Source organism: Pseudomonas sp. BIGb0558 (assembly GCF_024807515.1).
Taxonomy (GTDB): domain Bacteria; phylum Pseudomonadota; class Gammaproteobacteria; order Pseudomonadales; family Pseudomonadaceae; genus Aquipseudomonas; species Aquipseudomonas yamanorum_A.
Genome location: NZ_JANUEW010000011.1, coordinates 48348 through 74645, shown reverse-complemented (window position 1 = coordinate 74645; position 26298 = coordinate 48348). Strand labels below are relative to the sequence as shown.

The following is a 26298-nucleotide window of genomic DNA, read 5'->3' as shown; positions in this document are numbered from 1 at the left end:
GCAGGTGATGGCGCAGTGGGCAAATCCATGTAGGAGCGGCGGCGTGGTTAATAGGGGTTTTGGCGAGGAAGACGCTGGGACAGCTCATCGAGCAACTTCTGCTCGCGCTTGTCTTCCAGCGCCCGGGCTTCGTCGATGTAGCGCTGCACCAGTTTGCGCAGGCCCTCGACCCGGGCATAGGCCTGTTGCCAGCTGTCGCGGGCCTTGTCGACGTTGGCCTGGTGCCAGGCCAGGCTCTGGCGCTGCTGGCCCACGGCGGTCTCAAGCTGGTTGAGAAAGCCCTGGTAACCCATCAGCCATTGACCGGAGACGCCCTTGCTGCCGCGCTCGATCCACTGCTGCTGATACTCGCCGCGAAAGCGCTCCAGGTCACCCAGCTTGCTTTCCGCCAGGCGAACCTGGCCCTGGAAGTAACCCAGGCGCTGGACGGCGGTCTTTTCGGCTTTTTCGGCCATGTCCACCACCGGGGCAAGGCGTGCGGCGCGGGTGTTGGCCATGGCTTATCCGCCCGGCGCCGGCGCGAAAATGGTGCCCAGGTGCGCCTCGCTTTCACCCATGCTGATCTTGTCGTTGAGGCCCTGGCGCAGGTAGGTCACCAGTTGCGGTTGCAAGGCGATCGCAAGATCAGTCTCGCGATCACCGCCGGCCACGTAGGCGCCCACGCTGATCAGGTCGCGGCTCTGTTGATAGCGCGACCACAGCTGCTTGAACTGCTGCGCGCGCATCATGTGCTCAGGGGTGACCACCGACGGCATCACCCGGCTGATGGAGGCTTCGATGTCGATGGCCGGGTAGTGCCCCTCCTCGGCCAAGCGTCGGGACAGCACGATGTGCCCGTCGAGTACGCCCCGCGCCGAGTCGGCAATCGGGTCTTGCTGGTCATCGCCTTCCGACAGCACGGTGTAGAACGCGGTGATCGAACCCCCACCGGCCTCGGCATTACCGGCCCGTTCCACCAGCTTGGGCAGCTTGGCGAACACCGACGGCGGATAGCCCTTGGTGGCCGGCGGCTCGCCGATGGCCAGGGCGATTTCCCGCTGGGCCTGGGCGAAACGGGTCAGGGAGTCCATCAGCAACAGGACGTTCTTGCCCTTGTCGCGAAAATATTCGGCGATGCGTGTGCAGTACATCGCGGCACGCAGGCGCATCAGCGGCGCATCATCCGCCGGTGAGGCGACCACGACGGAACGCTTGAGGCCTTCTTCGCCCAGGCTGTGCTCGATGAATTCCTTCACCTCGCGGCCCCGCTCGCCGATCAGCCCTACCACGATGATGTCGGCCTCGGTAAAGCGCGTCATCATGCCCAGCAACACTGACTTACCCACGCCGGTACCGGCGAACAGGCCCAGGCGCTGGCCGCGACCCACCGTCAATAAACCGTTGATGCTGCGAATGCCCACGTCCAGCGGCACGCTGATAGGGTTGCGCTTGAGCGGGTTGATGGTCGGGCCGTCCATGGGCACCCAGTCTTCGGCCTTCATCCCGCCCTTGCCGTCGAGGGCGCGACCGGCGCCATCCAGCACGCGGCCGAGCATGCTCATGCCCATGGGCAGGCGGCCGGTGTCGGCCAGTGGCACCACACGGGCACCGGGGGCAATCCCGGCAACACTGCCGACGGGCATCAGGAATACTTTGCTGCCGGAGAAGCCCATCACTTCGGCTTCGACCTGCACCGGGTGGTAGCTGTCGTCGTTGATCACCATGCAGCGGCTGCCCATGGCGGCGCGCAGGCCTTCGGCTTCCAGGGTCAGGCCGACCATGCGCAGCAGGCGGCCCTCCAGGATCGGCTGGCCCGGCAACTCGGTGACTTCGGCATAGCCACCCAGGCGCTTGGCGAAGCTGGTGCGATCAAGGCGCATCGGGGGCGTCCAGTTCGACGCGCAAGTCCGGCTCTGCGGGGTGCAGTGCCTGCTCGTGCAACTGGTCGAACAGCTTGGCCATGATCTGGGTGATGCGCGTCTCTACCGTGGCGTCGATGCGGCTGTGTTCGGTCTCCACCCGGCAACCACCGGGCAGCAGCGCGGCGTCTTCGACGATGCGCCAGGTTTCTTCATGGCGCTCGCGCAGGGCTTTGACCTGTTCGAAATCCTGGGGGTTGATGTACAGCCGCACGTTGCCGACGCCCAGGGGCAGCAGCTTGAGCGCTTCGCGCATCACACCTTCGATTTGCGTGGAGTCCAGGGCCAGCTCGCGCTGGATCACCTGGCGGGTGATGTGCTCCACCAGCCCGACCATGGCTTTTTCGATCTGCGAATCCTGCTCGGCAATCGGATCGAACAGGCTGCCCATCAGGGTTTCCAGGCTGGCGAGCTTGACGCTGAGCGCCGCCTCGGCTTCCTGGCGAACCTTCAGCGTGGTGCTGCGAAAACCGTCTTTCTCGCCGGTGGAAAAGCCTTCGTTGTAGGCTTCCTGGCGAATGCTTTCCAGCTCTTCCAGGGTCAGTGGCTGGACTTCTTCCAGCGGCACCTCTTCCATCTCGGCCGGGGGCTCTTCTACCGGCTCGGGCTCAGGCTCCGGGCGATGCGGGTCGAAACTGGGCAGCGACCAGACGTCGAACCCTCCGACGTCCCGTGCGCGAATCAGATCGCTGGGCGTCTCATCTTTGTTCGACATACGCGGCGCCTTAAATCATTTCTTCGCCGCCCTTCCCGCCGAGAACGATTTCTCCGGCTTCGGCCATACGGCGGGCAATGGTGAGGATTTCTTTCTGCGCGGTTTCCACGTCGCTGACGCGCACTGGGCCCTTGGCCTCGAGGTCGTCGCGCAGCAGTTCGGAAGCCCGCTTGGACATGTTCTTGAAGATCTTTTCCTTGACGCCTTCGTCGGAGCCTTTGAGGGCCAGCACCAGCACGTCGGAGGAGACCTCGCGCAGCAACGCCTGGATGCCACGGTCGTCGACATCGGAGAGGTTGTTGAACACGAACATCAGGTCTTCGATCTGCACCGACAGGCTGTCGTCGATCTCGCGGATCGAGTCCATCAACTGGCCTTCTACCGAACTGTCGAGGAAGTTCATGATGTCGGCCGCACGCTTGATGCCGCCCAACGTGGTACGCGAAGCGTTGGAATTGCCCGAGAACTGCTTCTCGAGAATCGTGTTCAATTCTTTCAAGGCCGCCGGCTGCACAGTGTTCAGCGACGAAACGCGCAGGATGATGTCCAGGCGCACCTTGTGGTCGAAATGGCCAAGCACTTCACCGGCCTGGTCGGGGTCGAGATACGCCACCACGATCGCCTGGATCTGTGGGTGTTCGTAGCGGATCACGTCGGCCACGGCCCGCGGTTCCATCCATTTGAGGCTGTCGAGGCCGCTGGTGTTGCCACCCAGCAGGATGCGGTCGATCAGGCCGTTGGCCTTGTCTTCGCCAAGGGCCGAGGTGAGCATCTTGCGAATGTAGCTGTCGGAGCCGACGCCCAGGCTGGTCTGGTCGCCGACGATCTCGACGAACTCACTCATCACCTGCTCGACCTGCTCGCGGTGCACATTGCGCATCTGCGCCATGGCCACGCCCACCCGCTGAACCTCTTTGGGGCCCATGTGGCGCAGCACTTGGGCTGCATCGGTTTCCCCAAGGGACAGCAACAGCACGGCGGCTTTGTCGACCCGGGAGAGTTTGGCTACGGCGACTCGAGCATCACTCATCTGCGTTAATCCACTCTTTCACGACCTGGGCCACACGACCCGGGTCTTCGGCCACCAGGCTCTTGATTGCGTTCAACTGAGCGTCATAACCCTCGCTCGGGCTCGGCAACAGAATGCTTTGCGGGCCACCAAGGCTCACGCGGTCGTTGGCCAGTTCGCCATCGAGACCGCCCATGCCACCCAACTCGACGTCGCCACCGGCCAGGGCCAGCTGTTTTTTGCCATGGCCGGTGATGTTGTTGAGTACCGGACGCAGCACGCCGAACACCAGCACCAGGATAAACAGCACACCCAGCACTTGCTTGACGATGTCCCAGAACCACGGCTGAGTATAGAACGCTGCCTCGGCGATGACTTCGCCACGCTCGGCGGAGAACGGCATGTTGATCACGCTGACGCTGTCGCCACGGCTGGCATCGAAGCCCACCGCGTCCTGTACCAGGCGAGTGAAGCGCGCCAATTCATCGGCGCTCCACGGTGCACGGGTGACGGCGCCGTCAGCGGCGTTGACCTTGACCTGGTCATCCACCACCACCGACACCGACAGGCGATTGATCCGGCCCTGCTGCTGTTTGGTGTGGCTGATGGAACGGTCAAGTTCGAAGTTCTTGGTGGATTGTTGACGCTTGTCGGCCGGGTACGGCGCCAGCATCGGCTGGCCGGTGGCCGGGTCCATGATCTGCTGGCCGTTGGCGTCCAGCAGCGGCTGGCCAGGTTGCACTGCGCCTGCGGTAGCGGCAGCGCCACCGGTGGTTTGCGGGGCGGTAGCCGGGGTTGGCGGCTGGTTGCTCAGGGCACCCGGCACGCCTTGCGGGCCATTGCTGGCGGTGCGTTGTTCGGTGGTCGACTGCTCGCTGCGCAGGGCCGGCTGGTCCGGGTTGAACTGCTCGGAGGTCGATTCGACCGCGCTGAAATCCACGTCGGCCGACACTTCAGCCTTGTAGCGATCATTACCCAACACCGGTTGCAGGATGTTGTGCACGCGCTGGGTCAGCATGCTTTCCATGCGACGGCTGTAGTCGAACTGCTTGCCGGCCATGGTCAGCGAGGAGTTCTCTGCCATGTCGGACAACAGGTTGCCCTTCTGGTCGACCACGGTGATTTGCGACTTGCTCAATTCGGGAACGCTGGTGGCCACCAGGTTGATGATCGCCAATACCTGGCCAGGCTCCAGGGAGCGGCCGGCAAACAGTTCCACCAGTACCGAGGCGCTGGGCTTGCGCTCGTCGCGCACAAACACCGAGCTTTTCGGAATCGCCAGGTGCACGCGGGCACCCTTGACGTTGTTCAACGCGGAAATAGTGCGCGCCAGTTCGCCTTCCAGGCCACGACGGTAGCGGGTGGCTTCCATGAACTGGCTGGTGCCCAGGCCCTGGTCCTTGTCGAGGATCTCAAAGCCGATATTGGCGTCGGACGGGGTGACACCGGCTGCCGCCAGTTTCATCCGCGCCCGAGCCACGTCATCAGCCTTGACCAACAAGGCGCCGGAATTCGGTTCGACGGTGTAGGCAATATCTGCTGCCGCCAGGGTTTCCATGATCTGCTTGGAATCCATGCCCGCCAGGCTACCGTACAACGGGCGGTAATCCGGTTGCTGGGACCACAGCACCACGGCAAAACCAATCGCCACGCTGGCAGCCAGGCCGACCATCAGGCCCACCTGACGCAGCATGGTCATCTCGGAGAGGTTTTCCAGGAACGACAGGCCAAACAGCGGCGGCTTGCCGTCTGCCTTGGCGGGTGCGTTATCCACGACTGCTTCTGCCATGACTCAAATCGTCCTTAAACCGGCATCTGCATGATGTCTTGATAGGCTTGAACCAGCTTGTTGCGCACCTGGGTCAAGGCCTGGAATGAAACGCTGGCTTTTTGCGAGGCGACCATCACGTCGGTGAGGTCCACGCCGCTTTTGCCGATCTCGAAGGCAGTCGCCAACTGATTGGAAGCCTGCTGGGTATCGCTGACCTTGTTGATGGCCTGGCCGAGCATGTCGGCAAAGCTGCTCTGGCCCAATTCCGGTACGGCTTGCGCGGCGGATTTCGGTTGAGACATGGCATCCATTTGCATGGACCGCATATCCAACATCAACCGATTGAATTCAACACCTTGGCTCATGAACGTTCTCTCCGACGACCCGCAATTTTTTGACACTACGCAACGGTTACTGGGGTGGTAGCAACAAGGGTGCCAGCTCCGTGGCAATTCGTAAGAAAAGGCGACTAACCCTGTCGGCTTCGAGAATTCTCAAGTGGCGTAGAGGTAGGCTTCCACGTCCATCCCGGCATCGCGCATCTGTGCCAGCTTGTAGCGCAAGGTGCGCGGGCTGATGCCCAGGCGCTCGGCGGCCTCTTTGCGGCGGCCGCGCTCGGAGCGCAGGGTGTCGATGATCATCTGGAATTCGCGGCGGCGCAGGTCGTCGCCCAAGGCACCGGCGGACTCGGCAGGCACGGCTTCAGCGTGCGGCGCGGTCGCCAGCGTGGGGAGCGGCGCGCCGCCTGTGCCCATGGCCAGGCAGAAATCCTGAGGCTGGATCAAACCGCCCTGCTGCAAAATCAACGCCCGCTGGATCGCATTGTCCAGTTCCCGCACGTTGCCGGGCCATGGGTAGCTGATCAGGCAGGCCTGAGCGTCGGCCGACAGGCGCGCCTGGGCATGCTTCATTTTATTGACGTGTTTGCTCAGCAGGCGCTCGGCCAGCGGGATGATGTCGGCCGGGCGCTCGCGCAACGGGCGCCAGGCCAGCGGGAATACCGAGAGCCGGTAGAACAGATCCTCACGGAAGCGCCCCGCCGCCACTTCGCCCGCCAGGTCGCGGTTGGTGGTGGCGACCACGCGGATGTCCAGCTGGATCGGCTTGCGCGCGCCCACCCGCTCCACTTCGCGCTCCTGCAATACCCGCAGCAATTTGGCTTGCAGGCCCAGGGGCATTTCGGAAATTTCGTCCAGCAGGATGGTACCGCCGTCCGCCTGTTCGAACTTGCCGGCCTGGGCTGCGATGGCACCGGTGAACGAGCCTTTCTCATGGCCGAACAAGGTGGCTTCGAGCATGTTGTCGGGGATGGCCGCGCAGTTGATCGCAATGAACGGCTGGCTGGCACGGTGGGATTGCTGGTGAATGTAGCGCGCCAGCACTTCCTTGCCGGTGCCGGATTCGCCGGAGATCAACACCGTGGAATCGCTGCGGGCAACACGGGCCGCCAGCTCCAACAGTTGCGCACTGGCCGGTTCGAAGGCGATCGGGCCTTCGCCGTCGGCAACGCCCAGGGTGCCCAGGGCATGCCGGGCAACCAGTTCGATCAAGGCTTTGGGCTCGAAGGGTTTGACCAGGTAATCCGCCGCGCCCTGGCGCATCGCGTCGACGGCACGCTCCACCGCACCGTGGGCGGTCATCAACAGCACCGGCAACTGCGGCTGGCGTGCACGCAACAGGCCGAGCAACTGGTGGCCGTCCATGCCCGGCATGTTCACGTCACTGACCACCAGGCTGAAGGACTCCTGCTCTACCGCGTCCAAGGCCTCTTCGGCAGAACCGACCGCCCGGTAGTCATGGCCCGCCAGCAACAGCGTGTCAGCCAATGCTTCACGCAGGGCGCGATCGTCTTCAACCAATAGAACCTTGATAGCCATGACCTTTTACTCCGCGCCGACAGCGCATGAAAACAGCGGCAGCGTGATCATCGCGCACGTGCCGCGACCCAACCGGGAACGCAGCTGCAATTCTCCCTGATGTGCACGGGCGACGGCCTTGACCACGGTCAGGCCCAGGCCGGTACCGTTGGTTTTGGTGGTGAAAAAAGGCTCGCCCAGGCGTTGCAGCACCACCGGATCAATCCCGCTACCGCTGTCGCTGATACCCAGGCGCAGGGTGTCGCCGCGGTTATACAGGTGCACTTTGAGCCGCGCCCCGGGGCCACTGGCCTGGGTCGCGTTTTCGATCAGGTTGAGCAGCGCGCCCACCAGGGTGTCGCGGTTGCACAGCAACTCGCCGTGATGGCTGTCGCACTGCCAACGGACTGACGCTTCCTGGATGTGGGTGGCGGCAGCAGCTTGCAGCGATTGCATCAACGCGGCCGGGGTGACGCGGTCGGTCAGCGGCAATTCGCCACGGGCAAACACCAGCATGTCGCGAACCTGGTGCTCCAGTTCATGCAGGCGCTCCTTGAGGCGACCGGCAAAACGCTGGTGAGTGGCGACCGGCAATTGCTCATCAGTCAAATGACTGGCGTAAATCAGCGCGGCGGACAACGGCGTACGAATCTGATGCGCCAGAGAAGCAACCATCCGCCCCAGCGATGACAAGCGCTCATGGCGTGCCAGTTGGTCTTGCAGGTGACGGGTTTCGGTCAGGTCGTTGAGCAGCACCAACTGGCCGGGCTCGGCATCCAGGGAGCGGGTGGCGATGGACAGGCGGCGCCCGTCCTTGAGGGAGATTTCGTGGCCGTCGTCTTCTCGCGGCGCGAAGCAGCGGGTGATGACCTCACGCCACAACTCGCCTTCCAGCGGCAGGCCCAGCATGTCGCAGGCTGCCGGGTTGGCTTCGCGCACACGGCCCTGGTCGTCGATGACGATGACGCCACCGGGCAACAGGTCGAGGAGGTTTTGCAGACGGTTGGCCAGGCGCTCTTTTTCGGCCAGCTCTTCCATGCGCTGGGCGCTGACCACCGCCAACTCGCCTTTAAGCTCGGACACCCGCGCTTCCAACAGGCTGTAGGAGTCAGTCAACTGGCTGGACATCTGGTTGAACAGGGAAAACGCCTGCTCAAGTCCAAGGCGGCTGATCTGTTCCACGGAGGGGGCGGGCCCCTGAGTGTCGGGGACCGAAGATAGTTGGGCGGCGTGGGGCATCATGCTCTCTCGCTTGGCTGACCGTCAGTTAAACGGAACGTTGCGAGTGCTGTAGCAATACCCGTGCCGAAAAAAAACCGCTGAAAATTCAGCGGCTTGAAAAACAGGCGTCAATCATCCGCCTGTTCATCACCTTCTTTTCGGCTCATGCCGTACTTGCGCATCTTTTCCACCAGGGTGGTACGGCGGATGCGCAGGCGTTCGGCGGCACGGGCGACGATGCCATTGGCGTCGTCGAGCGCCTGCTGGATCAGGCCTTGCTCGAGACTGCCGAGGTAGTCCTTCAAGTCCAGGCCTTCCGGCGGCAGCATGGCGGTTGAACCGAAGTCCGGCGTATGGCCGTTGATGGCCACGCGCTCTTCCAGGTCGCTGCGCAGGCTGTCCACCAACTGCTCGTCTTCGTCGTCGACGTAGCGGAATTTCTTCGGCAGCTCGACCACGCCAATCACCCCGTACGGGTGCATGATCGCCATGCGCTCCACCAGGTTGGCCAGCTCACGGACGTTGCCCGGCCAGCCGTGGCGGCACAGGGACATGATCGCCGCCGAGTTGAAACGGATCGAGCCGCGCTTTTCGTGTTCCATGCGCGAGATCAGTTCGTTCATCAGCAGCGGGATGTCTTCGACGCGCTCACGCAGGGGCGCCATTTCGATCGGGAATACATTGAGGCGGTAGTACAGGTCTTCGCGGAAGCTGCCGACCTCGATCATGCTTTCGAGGTTTTTGTGGGTGGCAGCAATGATGCGCACGTCAACGCTTTGGGTCTTGTTGCTGCCCACACGCTCGAAGGTACGCTCCTGCAGGACTCGCAGCAGCTTGACCTGCATCGGCAGTGGCATGTCGCCGATTTCGTCGAGGAACAGGGTGCCGCCGTTGGCCAGCTCAAAGCGCCCGGCACGGCTGGTGATCGCCCCGGTAAAGGCGCCCTTCTCGTGGCCGAACAATTCGCTTTCCAAAAGCTCTGCCGGGATCGCCCCGCAGTTGACCGGCACAAAGGGCCCGTCGCGACGCTTGGAATGGTAATGCAGGTTGCGCGCGACCACTTCCTTGCCGGTACCGGACTCGCCGAGGATCAGCACGCTGGCGTCGGTGTCGGCCACTTGCTGCATCATCTGGCGCACGTGCTGGATGGCACGGCTGGTGCCGACGAGGCTGCGGAACAGGTTGGGTTCGCGGTGACGACCGCGCTCGCGGGCCTGGTCATACATCTCGCGGTAGACCTGGGCACGGTGCAGGGAGTCGAGCAATTTGCTGTAGCTGGGGGGCATTTCGAGGGTGGAAAGAACACGGCGGCGCTGATCTTCCGGAAGGTCCACAGAAGAAATATCGCCCATCAGCAACACCGGAAGGAACTCATCCCAGGTTGACAGTGTCTTTAACAAGCCCAGCAATGCGCCAGGAGCGTTTACCGTCCCGATCAGCACACAAATGACTTCACGGCTCGACGACAAAGAGCTGACCGCCTGCTGCCAGTCATGGCTGCCGCAGGGTAGATTTTCTTCGCCAAGAAAATTCAGGATCACCGCCAGATCGCGGCGCCGAACGCTATCGTCATCGATCAGCAGAATTTTGGTTTCACGCCACATGCAATAGCAACTTCCCTAGTAAAACTTAATGCCCTCGAGCTGGGGCAATCTAGAAGAGCTGTAGGCATTTTCTGCGCTACAGCTTTCTGACGTCTGAAAATAGCACTAGTTAAGTCAAAAAATCGTGCACAGTCAAATTTATGACGCGCTTTGTTCGGATTAACTGAGCCTTCAGCCGAACAGATGGTAAACCTTTGACGCGCTTTCCGCTCGGTTGATCTGCGACATCTCCTCGAAAATCGCCTGACGCTCCCCGGTCGTCACCTCAAGCAGCTGCTGATACACCGCCAGCAGGCTCTCAAGTTTTTCCCGCAGGGCATCCTCGTCCACCGGCGCGTTCACCAGCGCCTCATCAATCACTGCACGACACCCCAGGTCCAGTTCGCCAATGGCGTCCCAGTTACGTGCGGCCAATGCGTCCATCAAGGCTTCGCGGGTCTCGTCAATCCGTTGCAGGGCGTGACTCATAACATCTTCCTCAGGCCAGCAGGCCTACAGTGTTGCAATACCGTCCCAGCCTTCCTTGAGTGTAATCATCAAGCCGGCTACTTCGTCGATCATCGCGACATCGCTCTTGGTATTGGCTTCGAGCAAACGCGTGGTCATGTAGGCGTACAGGTTATCCAATTGCTGCAAGGCGGCCGGATCATCGGTTTTTTCCGGGTTCAGGCCGTCACGCAAACCAATCAAAATATCGATCGCCTTGCCCAGCAACAGGCCCTTTTGCGCGATATCGCCACGAGCCATGGCGCCCTTGGCCTGGGCCATGCGGTCCAGCGCGCCTTCCATCAGCATTTGAACCAGACGGTGCGGGCTAGCCTCGGAGACCTGGGCATGGGAATTGACCTTCTGGTATTGGCGAAGGGCTCTCATGGGATTCATGTTTCTACCTCGTGACAGGCAACAGCTAAAAAGAATGGGCTCTGACCAATATGTCGACGGCGTCGCAAAAAACTTTAAGCCGGCGGTCTGCTGGAGGTCGCGCCCGCTAAAGCCTTCACTTCAGCGGGCGACCTCACCGAGGATCAGGTGGTCTTGGGATTGTTCAGCGCGTCGAGGGTGGTCATTACGCTGGAGCGTTGAGCGGTGAGCTGTGCCACCAGGCTGTTCATCGTGGTGTATTTGGCCGTCAGGCTGGTCTTCAGGGCGGCCATGCGCGCGGTCAGGGTGTCCTGCTGGTTTTGCAGGTCCTTGAGGTTTGCCGACAGAGTCGAAGAACGTGTAGCCAGGACGCCGGTGTTGGTCACTGCATAGCTGTCGGTCGCGGTTTTCATACGCGCCAGCAGGCCATTGTCACCGTTGAAGATACCGCCGATGTCGGTGGGGTTGGTCAAGATAGCCGCACCGAACAGCTTGTCGTCGATGCTCAGCTTGCCGGTTGTCTGGTCAGTGTTCACACCAAACTGGGCCAGGGACTTCAGCGTGCCAGTGCCCGCCAATGCGTTCAACTGAGTACGCACGGCGGTCTGCAGGCCGCGCAGCGTGGAATCGCCGGTCAGCGCAGCCGCCGTGGTGGAACCGTCCGCGTTGGTGGTGACGGCGGTCTCCGTGTTCATCGCGGTGATCAAGGCGTTATAGGTGTCGACAAAACCCTTTACCGAACTCTTGAGGGTGTCGGTGCTGCGCGTGACGCTGATGGTCGAGGCTGTCCGATTGGCGTCTCCTGTCTGCCCCGTGGGCAAAGGCGACACGGCAGTCAACTTGATACTCACGCCACTGATCGCTTCGGTCAGGGTATTGCTCTTGGATTCCTGGGCGGTACCGTCGATGGTGTATTTCGCATTGACCGGTGGGCCGTTGACGACCGTAGTGCCGGTTTCCAGGCCGGTATTACCGCCAAGGGTAATGTCCGTGCCGGCGCCGGTATTGGACGACGTCACGACCAGGCGCGAACCGGTGGCGTCAGTCAGGATGTTGGCACTCAGGCCTGCGCTGCTGTATTGCGCGTTGATCGAGTCACGCACTTGTTGCAACGTCGCGCCCGGTGCAACGCTGACCCCATAACTCTGACCCGACTGGGAAATCTCCAGGGTCGTCGCGGTAGAACCTTTATTGACGACGCTATTGGCCCCACCCGCGAACGTCGTGGTAGCAATCTTCGAGGCCGTTGCCAATTGAGTGACCACCAATTGGTAGCTACCCGTGGAGGCACCCGCGCCCAAAGTGACGGTGGAAACACTGGCATCCGAGGTCGCTGCCGTCAGGCCGCCGATACTGGCGTCCTTGGCCATGGTGTCCATGGCACCGCGGAACGCATCCAGAGCCGCTTGAATCTTGCCAATCGAGGACAACTGGGCGGTCTGCGTCTGCGTCTGCTTGTTGATCTGCGACTGCTTGGGCGCCTGCTCAGCGTTCACCAAGGCCGTAACGATAGACTGGGTGTCAATGCCCGTGACCGGGCCGCTGACGGATATATCACCCATGATGTTTCTCCTGATACGGGGCTGGCGCTTTCTTGACGGACGGCGCCTCAAGCAGCTACAGCAACAAAATTCATGCCAGCTCAGACTTTGGCGTCAAACAACAAGCTGCTGGCGTCGTGAAGACTTTGTGCGAGTTTCAATGCGGTTTCCGAAGGGATCTGGCGAATGACTTCGCCGCTTTCGGTCGCAATGACTTTGACCACCACCTGATGGGTGGAGTCATCGATGGTGAAATCCAGTTTGCGCTGGGCAGCCTGGACGAATTCGCGAATATCCTTGACGGCCTTTTCCAGGTCATCCGGTTTCGTTTCCTGCTTGGGCTTTACTGCTGCGACGGTTGCGTCGACCTTGGGGGTCTGCGCGTCGGCAGTCACAGGCGCAGGCGCACTCTGTGGCGTTGGGGCAGCAGGATAAGACAGGTTCAACTTGACGCTCATGTCCATGTCCAATCTCCTCATCACGCAAAAGACAAAAGGGCACGTAAACGCGCCCTTCCGTCATTCATCTACCGATGGCTATTACTGAAGCAGCTTCAGTACAGCGGATGGCAGTTGGTTGGCCTGGGACAGGATCGCAGTGGAAGCCTGTTGCAGGGTTTGTTGCTTGGTCAACTGAGCAGTTTCAGCAGCGTAGTCAACGTCCTGGATCTGACCGCGAGCGGCGCTGGAGTTGTCCGAGATGCTCTGCAGGTTGGCAACGGTGTTGTCGAAACGGTTTTGTACAGCACCGAGGCCGGCACGCTGGGAGTCGATGTCCGAGATCGCCTGGGTGATCACGTCGATCGAGTTCTGTGCGTTGGCAGCAGTGGTGATGTCAGTGTTGTTGACGGTGGTTTTGGTGGAGTTGGCAGCGTTGGTACCGGTTGCTGCGAAGATACCAGCCACACCAGTGCCGCTCAGCGAGTAGCTGCTGGAGGAGTTCAGCGAAACTGCACCAGTGGCGATGATCGGACCAGCGTCCAGAGCAACGGCAGTACCGGCAACACCGCTACCATCCAGGGTCGCAACCTTGATACCGGCAACAGCACCGGCGTCGCCAGCGTTGAAGGTCAGGTTCTCACCGGTATCGGACTTGACCGACAGGGCTTGAGTGGTCGAATCGTAGTTAACGGTGATGCCCAGCTTGGCAGCGTTGGACTTCAGTTGGTCAGCCAGGTCGGAAGCACTGGTCACGCCAGTGAACTGGACCGCAGTACCGGAGCCTACTTTCAGGGTGAAGTTGGCGCTGGCAGGCGTTGCAGCAGCAATGGCAGCGTCGTCAACGGTGAACTGGGCAATGGTGCTGGCAGTTGCAGCCAGGCCACCGACAGCGCCGTTCATTTGAGCAGCAATCTGCTTGGCAGAAGCACTAGGAGCGATGGTTACGGTGGTGCTCTGGCCGCCACCGGTAACGGTGATCGGGCCGCCAACAACGCCAGCAGCGCTTGGCGGAACGCCTACCGATTTCAGCTGCTGCGAACCAATGTTGTTGGCTGCAACGTTACCGATGCTCATGTCGATGGTCTGGTTGGCGTTGGCGCCGACCTGGAACGAAGTGGTACCGAAAGAACCGTCCAGCAGGTTCTTGCCACCGAAGGTGGTGGTGGTAGCGATACGGGTCAATTCAGCAGTCAGTGCTGCGTATTGAGCCTGGTTCGACTTACGGTCTTCAGCGCTTGGCGAGCCGTTGGCGGATTGCAGAGCCAGGGTACGCATGCTTTGCAGGATGTTGGTGGACTGCTGCATGGCGCCTTCAGCGGTCTGAGCAATCGAGCTGCCGTCGTTGGCGTTTTTGATTGCAACGCCCAGGCCGTTGATCTGGCTGGTCAGACGGTTGGAGATTTGCAGGCCGGCCGCATCGTCTTTGGCGCTGTTGATACGCAGGCCGGAGGACAGACGCTGCATGGAGGTTTGCAGGGCGCCGGAAGCCTTGTTCAGGTTGTTCTGAACGTTCAACGAAGCAAGGTTAGTGTTTACTGTTAAAGCCATGACGAAATCCTCGTGGGGTTGTTTACTGCGGCTTCCGGCCCTGGCAACCGCCGGGTGTGGCCTAGAGAACCTTCGTAATAGTTATCGTCGTGAAAGCAGGTTGCTTGAGGACTTTTTTGATTTTTTTTACTAGCACCGTGCCACCCCTTTTAATTCAAGCATTTACGATAGCCCAAACCCCAGCAAATGCTGGGTTTTCTGGCGCCAAATAAAAAACGCCCATGATCTTTCGATCATGGGCGTTTTTGTGTGCAGCGCCTTTAAAGCTTCAAGGGCGGTGCAGAATCGCCGAACCCCAGGACAAGCCCACACCAAAACCACTGATGGCTACGCGCTTCCAAGTGGAGTCGAGCATGTGCTTTTCCAGCAGCAGCGGAATGCTCGACGACACGGTGTTGCCGGTCTCGACCATGTCCTTGATGAACTTGTCCACCGGTGCATCTTCAAAACGCCGGGCCACGGCGTCGACAATCGCCGCGCTGCCCTGGTGAATGCAGAATGCGTCAATCTCGTCAGCCGCAAGATCCGATTCGTTGAGCAGCTCGTGCAAATGCGCCGGCACCTTGAGCAAGGCGAAGTTGAACACCTGGCGGCCGTTCATGAAGAACACGCCATCGCTGACCTTCAAGTGCGGCGCACCGGAACCGTCAGTGCCGAACTTGGACTTGCCCAACTGCCACGGCGCATCTTCACCCATCCAGGTGGCGGTAGCCGCATCGCCGAACAGCATGGTGGTGTTGCGGTCTTCCGGGTCGACGATCTTCGAGTACGGGTCGGCAGTCACCAACAGGCCGTTTTTCAGGCCGGTGGCTTCCATGAAGCCCTTCATCGCATAGATGCCGTAGACGTAGCCCGAGCAACCCAGGGAAATATCAAAGGCCGCCACGTGCGTCGGCAGGCCCAGTTTGTCCTGGACGATGGCCGCGGTGTGAGGCAAACCCTCTTCGTCGCCGTTCTGGGTAACGACGATCAGCGCGTCGATGGATTCGCGCTTCAAATCGGGGTTGTTGGCAAACAAGGCGTTGACCGCCTCGACGCACAGGTCGGAGGTTTCCTGCGCGGCATCCTTGCGCGGCAGGAACGCCGACCCGATCTTGCCAATGATGAATTCTTCATCCTTGGCGAATTTGGCACCCTGGGCGTAGTTATCAATCCCGTCTGCCGGCACGTAACTGGCGATGCTTTTTATGCCAATCATTGTGGCTTCCCAATACTAAATAGCTGGAGAACACCCCGCGAGACACGTCGCCGGGTGCTGACAATAATGGGGATAACCCCGCAAAAAACTCGCCGAAAACCGCCTTTATACCTTGGCGGCAGGCCCTCGCAGAGACCTGGCGACGACCTATCCTTTTCACACGATACAGTGAAGATGCGCTTTATGACTCACAGGTCACTCAATTTTCTGCGCTTTGTGCGAAACACGGGGACATACAAGCGCCAAAAACAACAACGGCCCACCCCGTTTCCAGGGTGAGCCGCCGGTTTGCAACCGCAGAAATCACATCTTGCTGAACAGGCTCAACTGGGAGATTTTCACGAACGCCAGTTGCGAGGCCTGCAGCATGGTCTGCTGCAAGGTCAGGTCAATGGCAGCCTGCCCCATATCAACGTTCGCCAGCGACGACATGGTGGAGGTGTTGGCCAGGCCCAGGCTGGTGTTTTCCGTGTCCTGTATATCTATCGCATTCTGGCGCGCACCAATGGAGCCGCGCACCTGGTCGATCTGCGCCGAAGCGTTGCCCAGGTTGCCAATGCTGGTGGCGACCACGTCCTTGAGGTTGTTCAAGGCGACCGGGTTGCCGTCTGCCGGGGTTTCCAGGGCCTTGCGCAACTGGCTCAAGGTGTCCAGGGCATTCATGTTCTTGTTGCTGGTGGCACCGACCGAGAACTGGTCGCCGGCGCCCGGCGTGCCGCTCACCCCAAAAGTCACGCCGGCCGTGGTGATCGACGTCGCGCCGGCCGCCATGGTCCCGGAGGCAATGGCCTTGCTGTTGGCGCTGTACGGCTGGGCGAACACCTGGTAATCGGTGCCGCTGGTGAACCGGATCACCGCTCCCGAGTTGGGAAAGGTGTTGGTATACGCCGCCTGGTCCGTGACGCTGCCACCGGTCAGTTGCGCGGTGGACGCATTGCTGGCCGTGCGCGAGACACTGAAGCTGTCCGGCTTGGTTGCCAGGCTGAATTCCTTGCCCGCTACCAGCGCATCAGAAGCCGCGCCCGGCGCAACGTCCTTGCCGAGGTTCAGCCGAATGTCGAACGTGACGCCCCGCAGGCTGATGCTGGAGGAGCCCTCCTTGGTGGAGTCGAACGTACCGTTGCCGGTGATCTCCGACGTGACATCGTTGCCGTCCTTGTCGGTCACGCTGTACTGGGTGCTGCTGGCGAAGGTCAGCTTATACGGCTGGCCATCGGAAAAGCTCTTGGCAAACGCCGTACTGGAGGTGATCAGGCCCGCCGAGATGCCCACCGTGCCGTCATTCACGGCAGGCGGCAGCAACGTGGCCTGGGTGCGACCGGTGTTGGATGAACTCTCAAGCAGCGCCTTGCCGGTATCGCCCATGGAGATCGACAGGTTGTTCGAAATCTGCAGGCTCAGGGGCGTCTCGTCACCCTGGTAGCTGTAGGTGCCATCGTTGTTGCGAGTGTACGGCGGCGTATCGGTCTTGGCACCGGAGAACATGTAGTTGCCGCTGGAGTCCTTGGAGTTGAGCAACCCCAGCACCTGGTCCTCAAGCGCGCCGACCTGGGCGGCAAGCGCCTTGCGATCGTCATCGCTCTTGCCGATGTTACCGGCCTGCTGCGCCAACCCCTGGGCTGTCTGCAGAGCGGTATTGATGCTTTGCAGCACACTTTCTTCGTTGGTCAGCGAGTTATTCAAGGTAGTGATGTTGGTGTTGTACTGCCCCAGCATGTCTTTCTGCTGTTGCAACATCAGCAACTGGGCGGCGGCCACCGGATCATCCGCGGCCGTCTGCACCCGAACCCCGGAACTCGCCTGGTCCTGGGCCTTCACCACGCTCGAATAGTTATCCTGATACTTGCTGGAGCTGGTGTCGTAATACTGCTGTGTCGAAATACGCATCGTCCCAGACTCCCTTAAAGTGCGTTGATCAGTGTGCTGAAGGTTTCCTGCGCCGCCTTGATGATCTGCGACGAGGCGGTGTAGTACTGCTGGAATTTGATCATGTCGCCCGCCTCTTCATCCAGGTTGACCTGGGACACCGAGTTGGCAGCCGCCTTGTTTGCGGTCAGCAGCGCGCCGGTAGCGGTGCTGTCGGTAGTGGCCTGGGCGGCCTTGGAACCCACTTGGGACACCAGGCGGCTGTTGGCACTGACCAGGCTCACGCCCCCGTTGCCGTCCGTCACGCCAACGGTTGACTTGGTTTGCAGGTCCAGCAGCGACTGGGCGTTACGGCCGTCGGAGGTCGCGCCACTGTTGAAGGAGAACGTGGTGCTGTCGTCCTTGGCAGGTGAGCCGCCAACGGTGGTATCAAAACTGAAGCTCTTGCCCGGGATCACGGCGCCGGTGGCATCGCGCATCGGCACGTTGATGGTGATCTTGTTGCCCTGGCCCGGGATGATGCTGCCGCTGCCGATCGGGTTACCCTGGGCATCGCTGACGGTGTACGGCTGGGTGCCGTCCGCGGCCTTATCGCCGAACACCATTTTCACCGGCATCGAGTTTTCGATCCCGGTGCGCAATTGGGCGGTATCGGCACCGCCGTGGATATCCAACGGCACAGTCAACTGCGGCGGCGTGAACGTGCCGGTACCGCTGTTCTTGCCGGCAACACCTGCCAATGGCGCGGCAAACGCGAGTTTATTCGGGTCTGTCAGATCAACACCGATTCCGCTGGCGCCATTACTGGTCGGGCTGACCTTGAAGCTGTCACCGGCCGCCATCGGCCCATTGCCATTCAATGCCAGGGTAAAACCGTCAATCACCGGCGGCGGGGTGGTGTTGGTGTCGAACGAGCCCATGGACTGGCCGTCGGACCGGGTCACGTTGTACAGGTTGCCACTGGTAAACGTGACCTTGTAGTCGTAGGTGGTCAGCTTGCTGCTGTCGGCAATCGACACATTCAGGTTGCCGGAGCCGGCGCTGTTACCCGCCGCGCCCTGGCTACGCTGGGCAATGGCGGCGGCGCTGTTGATATCGGTGAACAGCGAGGACCCAAAATCACCGTTGAGGTCCAGGCCCTGGCCCAACTGGTTGTTGATGGTATCGGAGGCGACAATGGCCAGGCGACCCAAGTCATTGATGGCCGGCATCAGCACATCGCTGCGATAGCGCATCAGGCCGCCAATGCTGCCACCGCTCACCACCGAACCGATGTCCATGGACGTGCTGCCCATGTTGATCTGGATGGTGTACTGGCTGTTGTCGGTCTTGCTCGGCACTGCCGAAATGGTGTTGGCTATATCACCTTCGACCAGTGATTGCCCGGTACCGGTGGTCACACTGAGCTGGCCGTTCTTTTCAGTGGCCGTGACACCGATCAGCTCATTGAGCGAGCGGACCGCTTCGGTGCGCGCATCCAACAGGTTGGCAGGCGCGGCGCTCGCCGTGCCCTGGGCCTGGGCGATCTGTTTGTTCAGGGACGCAATCGAGGAGGTCAGTTTGTTGACCTGATCACTCATGGTGCTCAATTGGCCGTTGATGCTTTCTTTCTGCTGGTTCAACTGCGAGGAAATCGCGTTGAAACGGTTGCTCAAGGTCTGGGCGCTGGTCACCAGCAGTTGCCGGGCCGACACATCACTTGGGGTGGCCGCAGCGGTCTGCACAGACGCAAAAAAGGCGCTGAGCACGGCCGACATGCCGGTGCTCTTGTCCGACAGGGTCTTGTCGATCGCACTGGCCTGGCCCAGGTAGGCGTTGGCATCACTGTTGAGTGCGGTGCTGTTCTGGTAAGCGGTGTTCAGGTAGTCGTTGTACACCCGGCGCACATCCGCCAGGGTTGTACCGGTGCCGATGAAGACGCCGCCGAACGCATTCGACGCACTGGCGTTCTGGGTGGTCTGCTGACGCGAGTATCCCGGGGTGTTGACGTTGGCGATGTTGTTACTTAAGACCGACAACGATCCTTGGGCGGCATTGAGCCCCGACATCCCGATATTGAGCAAACTCATGATTCAGACCTTATAAATGAGTGGAAGCGCCCGCGGCAGCGTAGTTCTGGTAGCTGTTCATCGTTTTTGCAATCTGCGAAATCTTGCTGGCGTAATCCGGGTCGGTTGCATAACCGGCTTTTTGCAACTCGCGTACAAACTGTTCCGGGTTGTCGGCTGACTTCACAACTTCTTTATAGCGATCATTGCTTTGCAGCAACGTCACGAGGTCATGGAAGCTGTCCTGGTAGGAGTTGTAGGAACGGAACTGCGCCGTCTCCTTGACCATCGCGCCATCGCGAAACTCACTGGTAATCGCACGGGCCTGTTCACCCTGCCAACTCTGCCCGGCCTTGATACCGAACAGGTTGTGGCTGCTGGTGCCATCCTCGGCACGCATCACCGATTTACCCCAACCGGTTTCCAGGGCGGCCTGGGCCACCAGGTAGCGTGGGTCGACGCCAATCCGCGCAGCAGCCTGCTTGGCCATCGGCAACATGGTGGCGACAAATTCATCCTGCGAACTGAAGGCTTTTTTCGCCGGTGCCAACGGTGGCTGGGCCACGGCGCGGCCGTAAACCTGCATCTGCCCGTGCGGTATCGCGGCCAGGCTGCGGGCGGTACTGTTGACCACACCGTCATCGGCGGCGCTGTTACGCAGCGGCGCAGCCTTGGCGACGGTGGTGGCATCAGTGCCCGGCACGATGCCAGCCAGCAGGCGATCGGTGAGTTTGCTCGGCAACGAGATGCGCCGCTGATTCATCAGCGCCATGTCGTTGGCGTGGCTGTTGGTGCCTTCCGGCACCGCCACACGATACGCCCACAATGGCCGCTGACCATTGCTGCGGCCCAACGGGCCATCGGCCTTGGTACCTGCGGCAATTTCCGTAGGCACATCCACCTTCTTCGAAGGCGTGGCCGGACCTTGCAAGGTGGCCGCCTGGGCGTCCACCGGCTTGTTCTTCTGCATCTGGCGCAGCAGCACGTCCGCCAGGCCGATACCACCGCCCTCGCGGGACAGCGAGACCGCCAACTGCTGGTCGTACATCTCCTGATACTGCTTGGCCGCCGGCGTATTCAGCGGGTTGTCCTTGCCCAGGGCCTCGGTGGCCGAACGCATGGACTTGAGCATCTCGCCAAGAAACAGCGACTCGAATTCCTGCGCAACCTTGCGCATGTTGCCATCGCTGTTCTTGTCGCCGAACTTCAACTGGTTCAGCCGGTTGAGGTCGGAATAGGAACCCGAGTCCGCCGTGCTGGTCAGGCCGCTCTTGCGCATGTCCATGGCCATGGCGTCAGATCACTATCAGGTCGGCTTGCAAGGCGCCGGCCTGTTTCAATGCTTCGAGGATCGCCATCAAGTCGCCGGGCGCTGCGCCCACCTGGTTCACCGCACGGACAATCTCATCCAGGGTGGTGCCGGGGCCGAACTTGAACATCGGCTTGGCTTCTTGCTGGGCATTCACCCGCGAGCGTGGCACTACCGCGGTCTGGCCGTTGGACAACGGGCCAGGCTGGCTGACGATCGGGTCTTCGGTGATGGTCACCGTCAGGCTGCCGTGAGTTACGGCCGCCGGCGAAACCTTCACGTTCTGGCCGATCACGATGGTGCCGGTACGCGAGTTGATAATGACTTTGGCCACCGCCTGGCCCGGGTCGACCTCAAGGTTTTCGAGCAACGAGAGGTAGTCGACACGCTGGCTTGGGTCCAGCGGCGCGGTGACGCGGACCGAGCCGCCGTCGATGGCCTGGGCCACGCCCGGGCCGAGCAATTCATTGATCTTGTCGACCACGCGCTTGGCAGTGGTGAAGTCCGAACGGTTGAGGTTCAGGGTCAGGCTGTTGCCCTGGTTGAAACCGCTCGGCACTGTGCGCTCCACCGAGGCACCGCCCGGAATCCGGCCGGCCGACGGCACGTTGACGGTGATCTTCGAACCGTCACGGCCTTCGGCGTCAAAACCACCCACCACCAGGTTGCCCTGGGCGATGGCGTAGACGTTGCCGTCGATACCTTTGAGTGGCGTCATCAGCAAGGTGCCGCCCCGCAGGCTTTTCGAGTTGCCCATGGACGAGACGGTGATATCGACCACCTGCCCCGGCTTGGCGAACGGTGGCAAGTCTGCACTGATGGACACCGCCGCGACGTTCTTCAATTGCACGTTGCCCGAACCCGCCGGCACCTTGATACCGAACTGCGAGAGCATGTTGTTGAAGGTCTGCAGGGTGAACGGGGTCTGGGTGGTCTGGTCACCGGTGCCGTTAAGCCCCACCACCAGGCCGTAGCCGATCAATTGGTTGGACCGCACGCCGGAAATGCTCGCGATGTCTTTCAAGCGCTCAGCCTGGGCGCCAGCGCTCAGGGCCAGCAGCAACATCGTAGCCATCAGCTGTTTGAAGTTCAAAGTGATCACCTAGAAAGGGAACAGCGGGCTAAGGAAGAAACGGTCAAACCAGCCCGGCTGACTGGCGTCAGCAAACGAACCCGTACCCGAGTAGGTGATGCGTGCATCGGCAATCCGTGTCGACGGCACGGTGTTGTCGGTAGAGATATCGTCTGCGCGAACCATGCCCGCAATACGCACCAGCTCGTCACCGGTGTTGAGGGTCATCCACTTCTCGCCGCGTACGGCGATGATGCCGTTGGGCAGCACGTCGGCCACAGTCACGGTGATCGAACCGGTCAGGCTGTTGCCCTGCCCCGCCGCACTCTTGCCGTTGGTGGCGCGGTCGCCGCTGTAGCCGGCGTCCAGGCTCAGGTCACCGCTGCCCAGCGGGTTGTTGGTGTTCGGTACACCGCCAAACAACGAGGTCAGGCCGATGCTGGTCTTGCTGGTCTTGCCGATCTGCGAGTTGGCGTTCTTGCTCGCCTGGGTCTTCTCGTTGAGGGTGATGGTGATGATGTCACCGACCCGGAAGGCCTTGCGGTCGCTGTACAGGTTCTGTTCGAAACCGGCCTGGTAGATCGAGCCATTGTTGGCGGCCGCCGGCAGCGGCGTGCGCGGCAACACCGGCGCATAGTACGGGTCATTGGGCTTTGGCGACGGGGCGACACAGCCCGCGAGCGCAGCAATCCCACTCAGTGCCAAAACAGAAACATAGCGATTCATGACCCATACCTCACGGTGTTGCAGGCGCCTTCAAGGGCGCCCCATAGACTTGATTACAGATTCTGCGTTACGAACGAAAGCATCTGGTCGGCGGTGGAAATCACCTTGGAGTTCATCTCGTAGGCGCGCTGAGTGGTGATCATGTTGACCATCTCTTCAACGGTGCTGACGTTGGATGTTTCCAGGGTGCTTTGCAGGGTGGTACCAAAACCGTTGAGGCCCGGGGTGCCGATTTGCGGCGCGCCGCTGGACGCGGTTTCCAGGAACAGGTTGTTACCAATCGCCTGCAGGCCGGCCGGGTTGATGAAGTCGGCGGTTTGCAGGTTGCCGATCACCTGGGACGCCGGGTTGCCGGCCACGGTGATCGACACGGTGCCGTCGTTGCCGACGGTGAAGGTCTGGGCGTTGTTCGGCACAACAATCGCCGGCTCCAGCGCGAAACCGTTGGCGGTCACAACCTGGCCGTTGGCGTCCAGGTGAAACGTACCGTCGCGGGTGTAGGTGGTGGTGCCGTCCGGCTGCAGGATCTGGAAGAAGCCCTTGCCGTTGACCGCCAAGTCCAGCGGCTGGCCGGTCTGCTGCAGGTTACCGGCGCTGAAGTTCTTCTGGGTGCCAACAATCGCCACACCGGTACCCAATTGCAGGCCCGACGGCAATTCGCTGTCCTGGGTCGACTGGGCGCCCGGTTGTTTCTTGATCTGGTAGAGCAAGTCCTGGAACTCGGCGCGGTCACGTTTGAAACCCGTGGTGGACACGTTGGCCAGGTTGTTGGAAATGGTGGTCAGGTTGGTGTCCTGGGCGGACAAACCTGTTTTGGCAACGTATAGAGCCGGAAGCATGTTCTTCTCCTTCGTGCGCCTGTTTTATGGCGCCGCGCTACAAAAATTAGGGTGTGGCTGCTATCAGCTCATCGCCAGGACGCGGGTCATGGCCTGGTCGTCTTCTTTGGCGCTGTTCATCATCTTGATGTGCAATTCAAACTGCTTGGACAGAGCCAGTACTGCCGTCATCTCTTCCACGGCGTTCACGTTGCTCGCCTGCAGGAAGCCCGACGTCAACTTGACGTTGGCATCGGCCTGGGCCGGTTGGCCATCCTTGGTGTGGATGGTGCCGTCGAGGCCCTTGGTCATGTTCTTGAGGTCGGGCTGCACCAGCTTGATCCGGTCCACTTCAGCCATCACCCGCGGGCCTTCGCCCATGGCACGGATGCTGATGGTGCCGTCCTGGCCGACTTCGATCTGCTGCTGGGGCGGCACGGCAATCGGGCCGCCGTTGCCCATGATCGGCATGCCGTTGCCGGCCCGCAGCACGCCCAGTGCATCAACGTTCATACTGGCGCTGCGCACGTAGGACTCGCCGCCATCCGGGTTTTGCACGGCCATCCAGCCATCGCCGCTGACGGCCACGTCGAGGTCACGGCCGGTTTCAATCATCGCGCCAGGGGAAAAGTCGGTGCCTGGGCGTTCGGTCAAGGCAAAGGCCCGCGCCGGAAAGCTGTCACCGAACACCGGCATCGAGCGCGCCTGCTCCAGGTCACGCTGGAAACCATTGGTGGAAACGTTCGCCAAGTTGTTGGCGTGGGCCTTCTGCGCCAGTGCATTCTGGCTGGCGCCGGTCATTGCCACGTAAAGGTACTTATCCACGCTCTATCCTCTTTCTGACGGACGCTTGCCGCCCACCGCTGTACTGATGAGGCTTAAGCAATTTGCGAACCAACTTTTTGAAATGAGGGAAAGTCCAGGCGGGGCGGGGGTTTGCTGGCGGAGTGCGGCTTGAGGCGGTAGGAAGAGAGTCGAAAAAACGGCGGACTTATGCCGCTTACGGCAAGTGCAGGTATCAAGAACGACAAAGATCAACTGTAGGCGCTGGCTTGCCTGCGATGGCGGTGTATCAGCTACCACCTGTCTTGCTGACCCACCGCCATCGCAGGCAAGCCAGCTCCTACAGGTTTAACCGCGTTCGGCCTTGAGCACTTCGTAGTCCCGCAACTTGTTGGCAATGGTGGTGTGGGACACGCCCAGCCGCTTGCCCAACAGCCGACTGCTGGGATGCTCGGCATACAACTGCGCAAGCACCGCCTTCTCGAAGCGCCCGACGATCTCTTCCAGCCCGCCCTCCAGGGAAAAATCCCCCAGCGGCTGGCGCACACCGTAGTCCGGCAGGCGAATGTGCTCGGCCTTGACCGTGCCGCCCTCACACAGCGAAACCGCCTGGAACAGCACGTTCTCCAGCTGCCGCACATTCCCCGGCCAGTGGTAATGGCTGAGCCGGTCCATCGCCGCCGGCGCCAGCTTGGGCAGCGGGCAGCCGATTTGCCGGCTGGCCTGATCCAGAAAGTGGTCCACCAGTGGCGGCAACCCGTCGAGGCATTCGCGCAGTGGCGGGATATGCAGCGAGAGCACATTGAGACGATGGTAAAGGTCCTGGCGGAATTCACCCCGGGCGCACAGCTCGGAAAGGTCCACCTGGGTCGCGCAGATCACTCGCACGTCGAGGTACACCTCTTCATCACTGCCTACCCGGCGAAAGCAGCCGTCCTGCAAAAACCGCAGCAACTTCACCTGCAACCTCGCGCTCATTTCCCCGACACCGTCGAGAAACAGCGTGCCGCCCGCCGTCAGCTCCAGCAGCCCCAACTTGCCCTCAGCCCTCGCCCCTTCAAAGGCACCCGGGCCATAACCGAACAGCTCGGTCTCGGCCATGGACTCCGGCAAACCGGCACAGTTGAGCGCCATCAACGGCGACTGCCCGCGCGGGCTCGCCAGGTGACAGGCGCGGGCCAGCAGTTCCTTGCCGGTACCGGTTTCGCCTTCTATTAATAGAGGCGCATCCAGCGGTGCCATGCGCCGGGCTTCACGGACCACGGCGGCCATGACTTTGGAGCTTTGGAAGATGCTGTCGAAGCCGCGCAGCTCTTGCTTGCGCACATTGTAGATACGCTCACCGACCCGATCAGCGCGGTGCAGGGTCAGCACGGCGCCGGCCATGGCTTCGCTGTCGTCGTGTTCGGAGGATTGCAGCGGCGCGATATCGGCCAGGAATACGTCGCCCTTGACCTTGACCCGCAGGCCATTGATCCGCGATTTACTGGCCCGCACCAGCTCCGGCAAATCAAAGTCTTCGGCATAACGCGACAACGGAATACCGGGCACCTCATCCACCCTCACCCCAAGCAACTGCGCCGCCGCACGGTTGGCGGCGACGATGGAGCCGCCCATGTCGATGGACAGCACCGGAAACTCCAGCGCGCCCAACAATGCATTGAGCTCCATATGCCGACGCTCGCTGGGCATCAGCCCTACCCGCTTGACGCCAAATACCCCGGCAATCGCTTCGAACTGCGGGCGCAGCGCCTGGAATTGCAGGTTCACCAGGTTCGGGCAGTACAGGTAGATAGCGTTGCCATGCTCGCCACCGACCTCGCCCTTGGCGACGTTCACGCCGTACTCCACCAGCAGGTTGAGGATGTCCCGCAGGATGCCGATGCGGTTCTGGCAATGCACTTTGATACGCATAAGGAGGCCCGAAAAGATGGAGGCGCTGCGTCTTTTTGCCGCTGGGCGCAGATAATCGTCAAGATTATGTGACAGCTGCAGGACTTTTCACACCGACAAA

General features: G+C 61.2%; 23 protein-coding genes. All 23 read right to left on the bottom strand.

From position 1 onward, the window contains the following. Nucleotides 1–47: 47 nt before the first annotated feature. Entirely contained in the window at nt 48–497 is a 450-nt protein-coding gene (gene fliJ, locus M2400_RS15530) for a flagellar export protein FliJ (protein WP_008434833.1), read from the bottom strand. Between the two features lie 3 nt (nt 498–500). After that, the gene (fliI, locus tag M2400_RS15525) at nt 501–1859 is read right to left on the bottom strand and encodes a flagellar protein export ATPase FliI (protein ID WP_087694334.1); all 1359 of its coding nucleotides are present in this window, start codon (nt 1857–1859) and stop codon (nt 501–503) included. Next, nucleotides 1849–2613 (bottom strand): flagellar assembly protein FliH, encoded by a 765-nt coding sequence (gene fliH, locus M2400_RS15520; RefSeq protein WP_259195952.1) that lies wholly within the window; start codon nt 2611–2613, stop codon nt 1849–1851. Before fliH ends, fliI begins: the two co-directional genes overlap by 11 nt. 10 nt (nt 2614–2623) lie before the next feature. Next, nucleotides 2624–3643: a flagellar motor switch protein FliG gene (gene fliG, locus M2400_RS15515; RefSeq protein ID WP_177043031.1), complete on the bottom strand. Its 1020-nt coding sequence runs from the start codon at nt 3641–3643 to the stop codon at nt 2624–2626. Next, entirely contained in the window at nt 3636–5411 is a 1776-nt protein-coding gene (gene fliF, locus M2400_RS15510; protein WP_010166051.1) for a flagellar basal-body MS-ring/collar protein FliF, read from the bottom strand. The genes fliG and fliF overlap by 8 nt, the downstream gene beginning before the upstream one ends. 14 nt (nt 5412–5425) lie before the next feature. Further along, nucleotides 5426–5758, bottom strand: coding sequence for a flagellar hook-basal body complex protein FliE (gene fliE, locus M2400_RS15505; protein WP_010166049.1), 333 nt, complete (start codon nt 5756–5758; stop codon nt 5426–5428). A 129-nt stretch (nt 5759–5887) separates the two neighbouring features. Beyond that, entirely contained in the window at nt 5888–7270 is a 1383-nt protein-coding gene (locus tag M2400_RS15500) for a sigma-54 dependent transcriptional regulator (RefSeq protein WP_177131595.1), read from the bottom strand. A gap of 6 nt (nt 7271–7276) precedes the next feature. Further along, entirely contained in the window at nt 7277–8488 is a 1212-nt protein-coding gene (locus M2400_RS15495; protein WP_259196046.1) for a PAS domain-containing sensor histidine kinase, read from the bottom strand. A 110-nt stretch (nt 8489–8598) separates the two neighbouring features. Beyond that, nucleotides 8599–10074, bottom strand: coding sequence for a sigma-54 dependent transcriptional regulator (locus M2400_RS15490; protein WP_177043028.1), 1476 nt, complete (start codon nt 10072–10074; stop codon nt 8599–8601). A gap of 171 nt (nt 10075–10245) precedes the next feature. Beyond that, nucleotides 10246–10542 carry a flagellar protein FliT gene (locus M2400_RS15485; protein ID WP_259195953.1) on the bottom strand — a complete coding sequence of 99 codons (297 nt, stop codon included), beginning with the start codon at nt 10540–10542 and terminating at the stop codon, nt 10246–10248. Between the two features lie 24 nt (nt 10543–10566). Further along, complete coding sequence (fliS, locus tag M2400_RS15480; protein WP_026077955.1) at nt 10567–10956, bottom strand: flagellar export chaperone FliS; 390 nt, start codon at nt 10954–10956, stop codon at nt 10567–10569. Nucleotides 10957–11099: 143 nt separating this feature from the next. Continuing rightward, on the bottom strand, nt 11100–12497 hold the full coding sequence (gene fliD, locus M2400_RS15475) for a flagellar filament capping protein FliD (protein ID WP_259195954.1): 1398 nt from the start codon (nt 12495–12497) through the stop codon (nt 11100–11102). Nucleotides 12498–12577: 80 nt separating this feature from the next. Continuing rightward, nucleotides 12578–12940, bottom strand: coding sequence for a flagellar protein FlaG (locus M2400_RS15470; RefSeq protein ID WP_259195955.1), 363 nt, complete (start codon nt 12938–12940; stop codon nt 12578–12580). Between the two features lie 75 nt (nt 12941–13015). Then, nucleotides 13016–14464: a flagellin gene (locus tag M2400_RS15465; RefSeq protein WP_259195956.1), complete on the bottom strand. Its 1449-nt coding sequence runs from the start codon at nt 14462–14464 to the stop codon at nt 13016–13018. A 268-nt stretch (nt 14465–14732) separates the two neighbouring features. Next, the gene (locus tag M2400_RS15460; protein ID WP_259195957.1) at nt 14733–15662 is read right to left on the bottom strand and encodes a ketoacyl-ACP synthase III; all 930 of its coding nucleotides are present in this window, start codon (nt 15660–15662) and stop codon (nt 14733–14735) included. 303 nt (nt 15663–15965) lie between these two features. Next, nucleotides 15966–17549, bottom strand: a complete 1584-nt coding sequence (locus tag M2400_RS15455) for a flagellar hook-associated protein 3 (RefSeq protein WP_259195958.1) — start codon at nt 17547–17549, stop codon at nt 15966–15968. A 14-nt stretch (nt 17550–17563) separates the two neighbouring features. After that, nucleotides 17564–19597, bottom strand: a complete 2034-nt coding sequence (gene flgK, locus M2400_RS15450; RefSeq protein WP_259195959.1) for a flagellar hook-associated protein FlgK — start codon at nt 19595–19597, stop codon at nt 17564–17566. Nucleotides 19598–19607: 10 nt separating this feature from the next. Continuing rightward, nucleotides 19608–20867 carry a flagellar assembly peptidoglycan hydrolase FlgJ gene (gene flgJ, locus M2400_RS15445; RefSeq protein WP_177043022.1) on the bottom strand — a complete coding sequence of 420 codons (1260 nt, stop codon included), beginning with the start codon at nt 20865–20867 and terminating at the stop codon, nt 19608–19610. Between the two features lie 4 nt (nt 20868–20871). Continuing rightward, nucleotides 20872–21960 carry a flagellar basal body P-ring protein FlgI gene (locus tag M2400_RS15440; protein WP_032868578.1) on the bottom strand — a complete coding sequence of 363 codons (1089 nt, stop codon included), beginning with the start codon at nt 21958–21960 and terminating at the stop codon, nt 20872–20874. A 27-nt stretch (nt 21961–21987) separates the two neighbouring features. Next, nucleotides 21988–22683: a flagellar basal body L-ring protein FlgH gene (gene flgH, locus M2400_RS15435; RefSeq protein WP_177043021.1), complete on the bottom strand. Its 696-nt coding sequence runs from the start codon at nt 22681–22683 to the stop codon at nt 21988–21990. 53 nt (nt 22684–22736) lie between these two features. Further along, a complete protein-coding gene (flgG, locus tag M2400_RS15430; protein WP_017477441.1) occupies nt 22737–23522 on the bottom strand; it encodes a flagellar basal-body rod protein FlgG in 786 nt (261 codons plus the stop codon). A 63-nt stretch (nt 23523–23585) separates the two neighbouring features. Continuing rightward, complete coding sequence (locus M2400_RS15425) at nt 23586–24326, bottom strand: flagellar basal body rod protein FlgF (RefSeq protein ID WP_003214611.1); 741 nt, start codon at nt 24324–24326, stop codon at nt 23586–23588. 306 nt (nt 24327–24632) lie between these two features. Further along, nucleotides 24633–26198 carry a sigma-54-dependent transcriptional regulator gene (locus M2400_RS15420; RefSeq protein WP_177043020.1) on the bottom strand — a complete coding sequence of 522 codons (1566 nt, stop codon included), beginning with the start codon at nt 26196–26198 and terminating at the stop codon, nt 24633–24635. Nucleotides 26199–26298 lie beyond the last annotated feature (100 nt).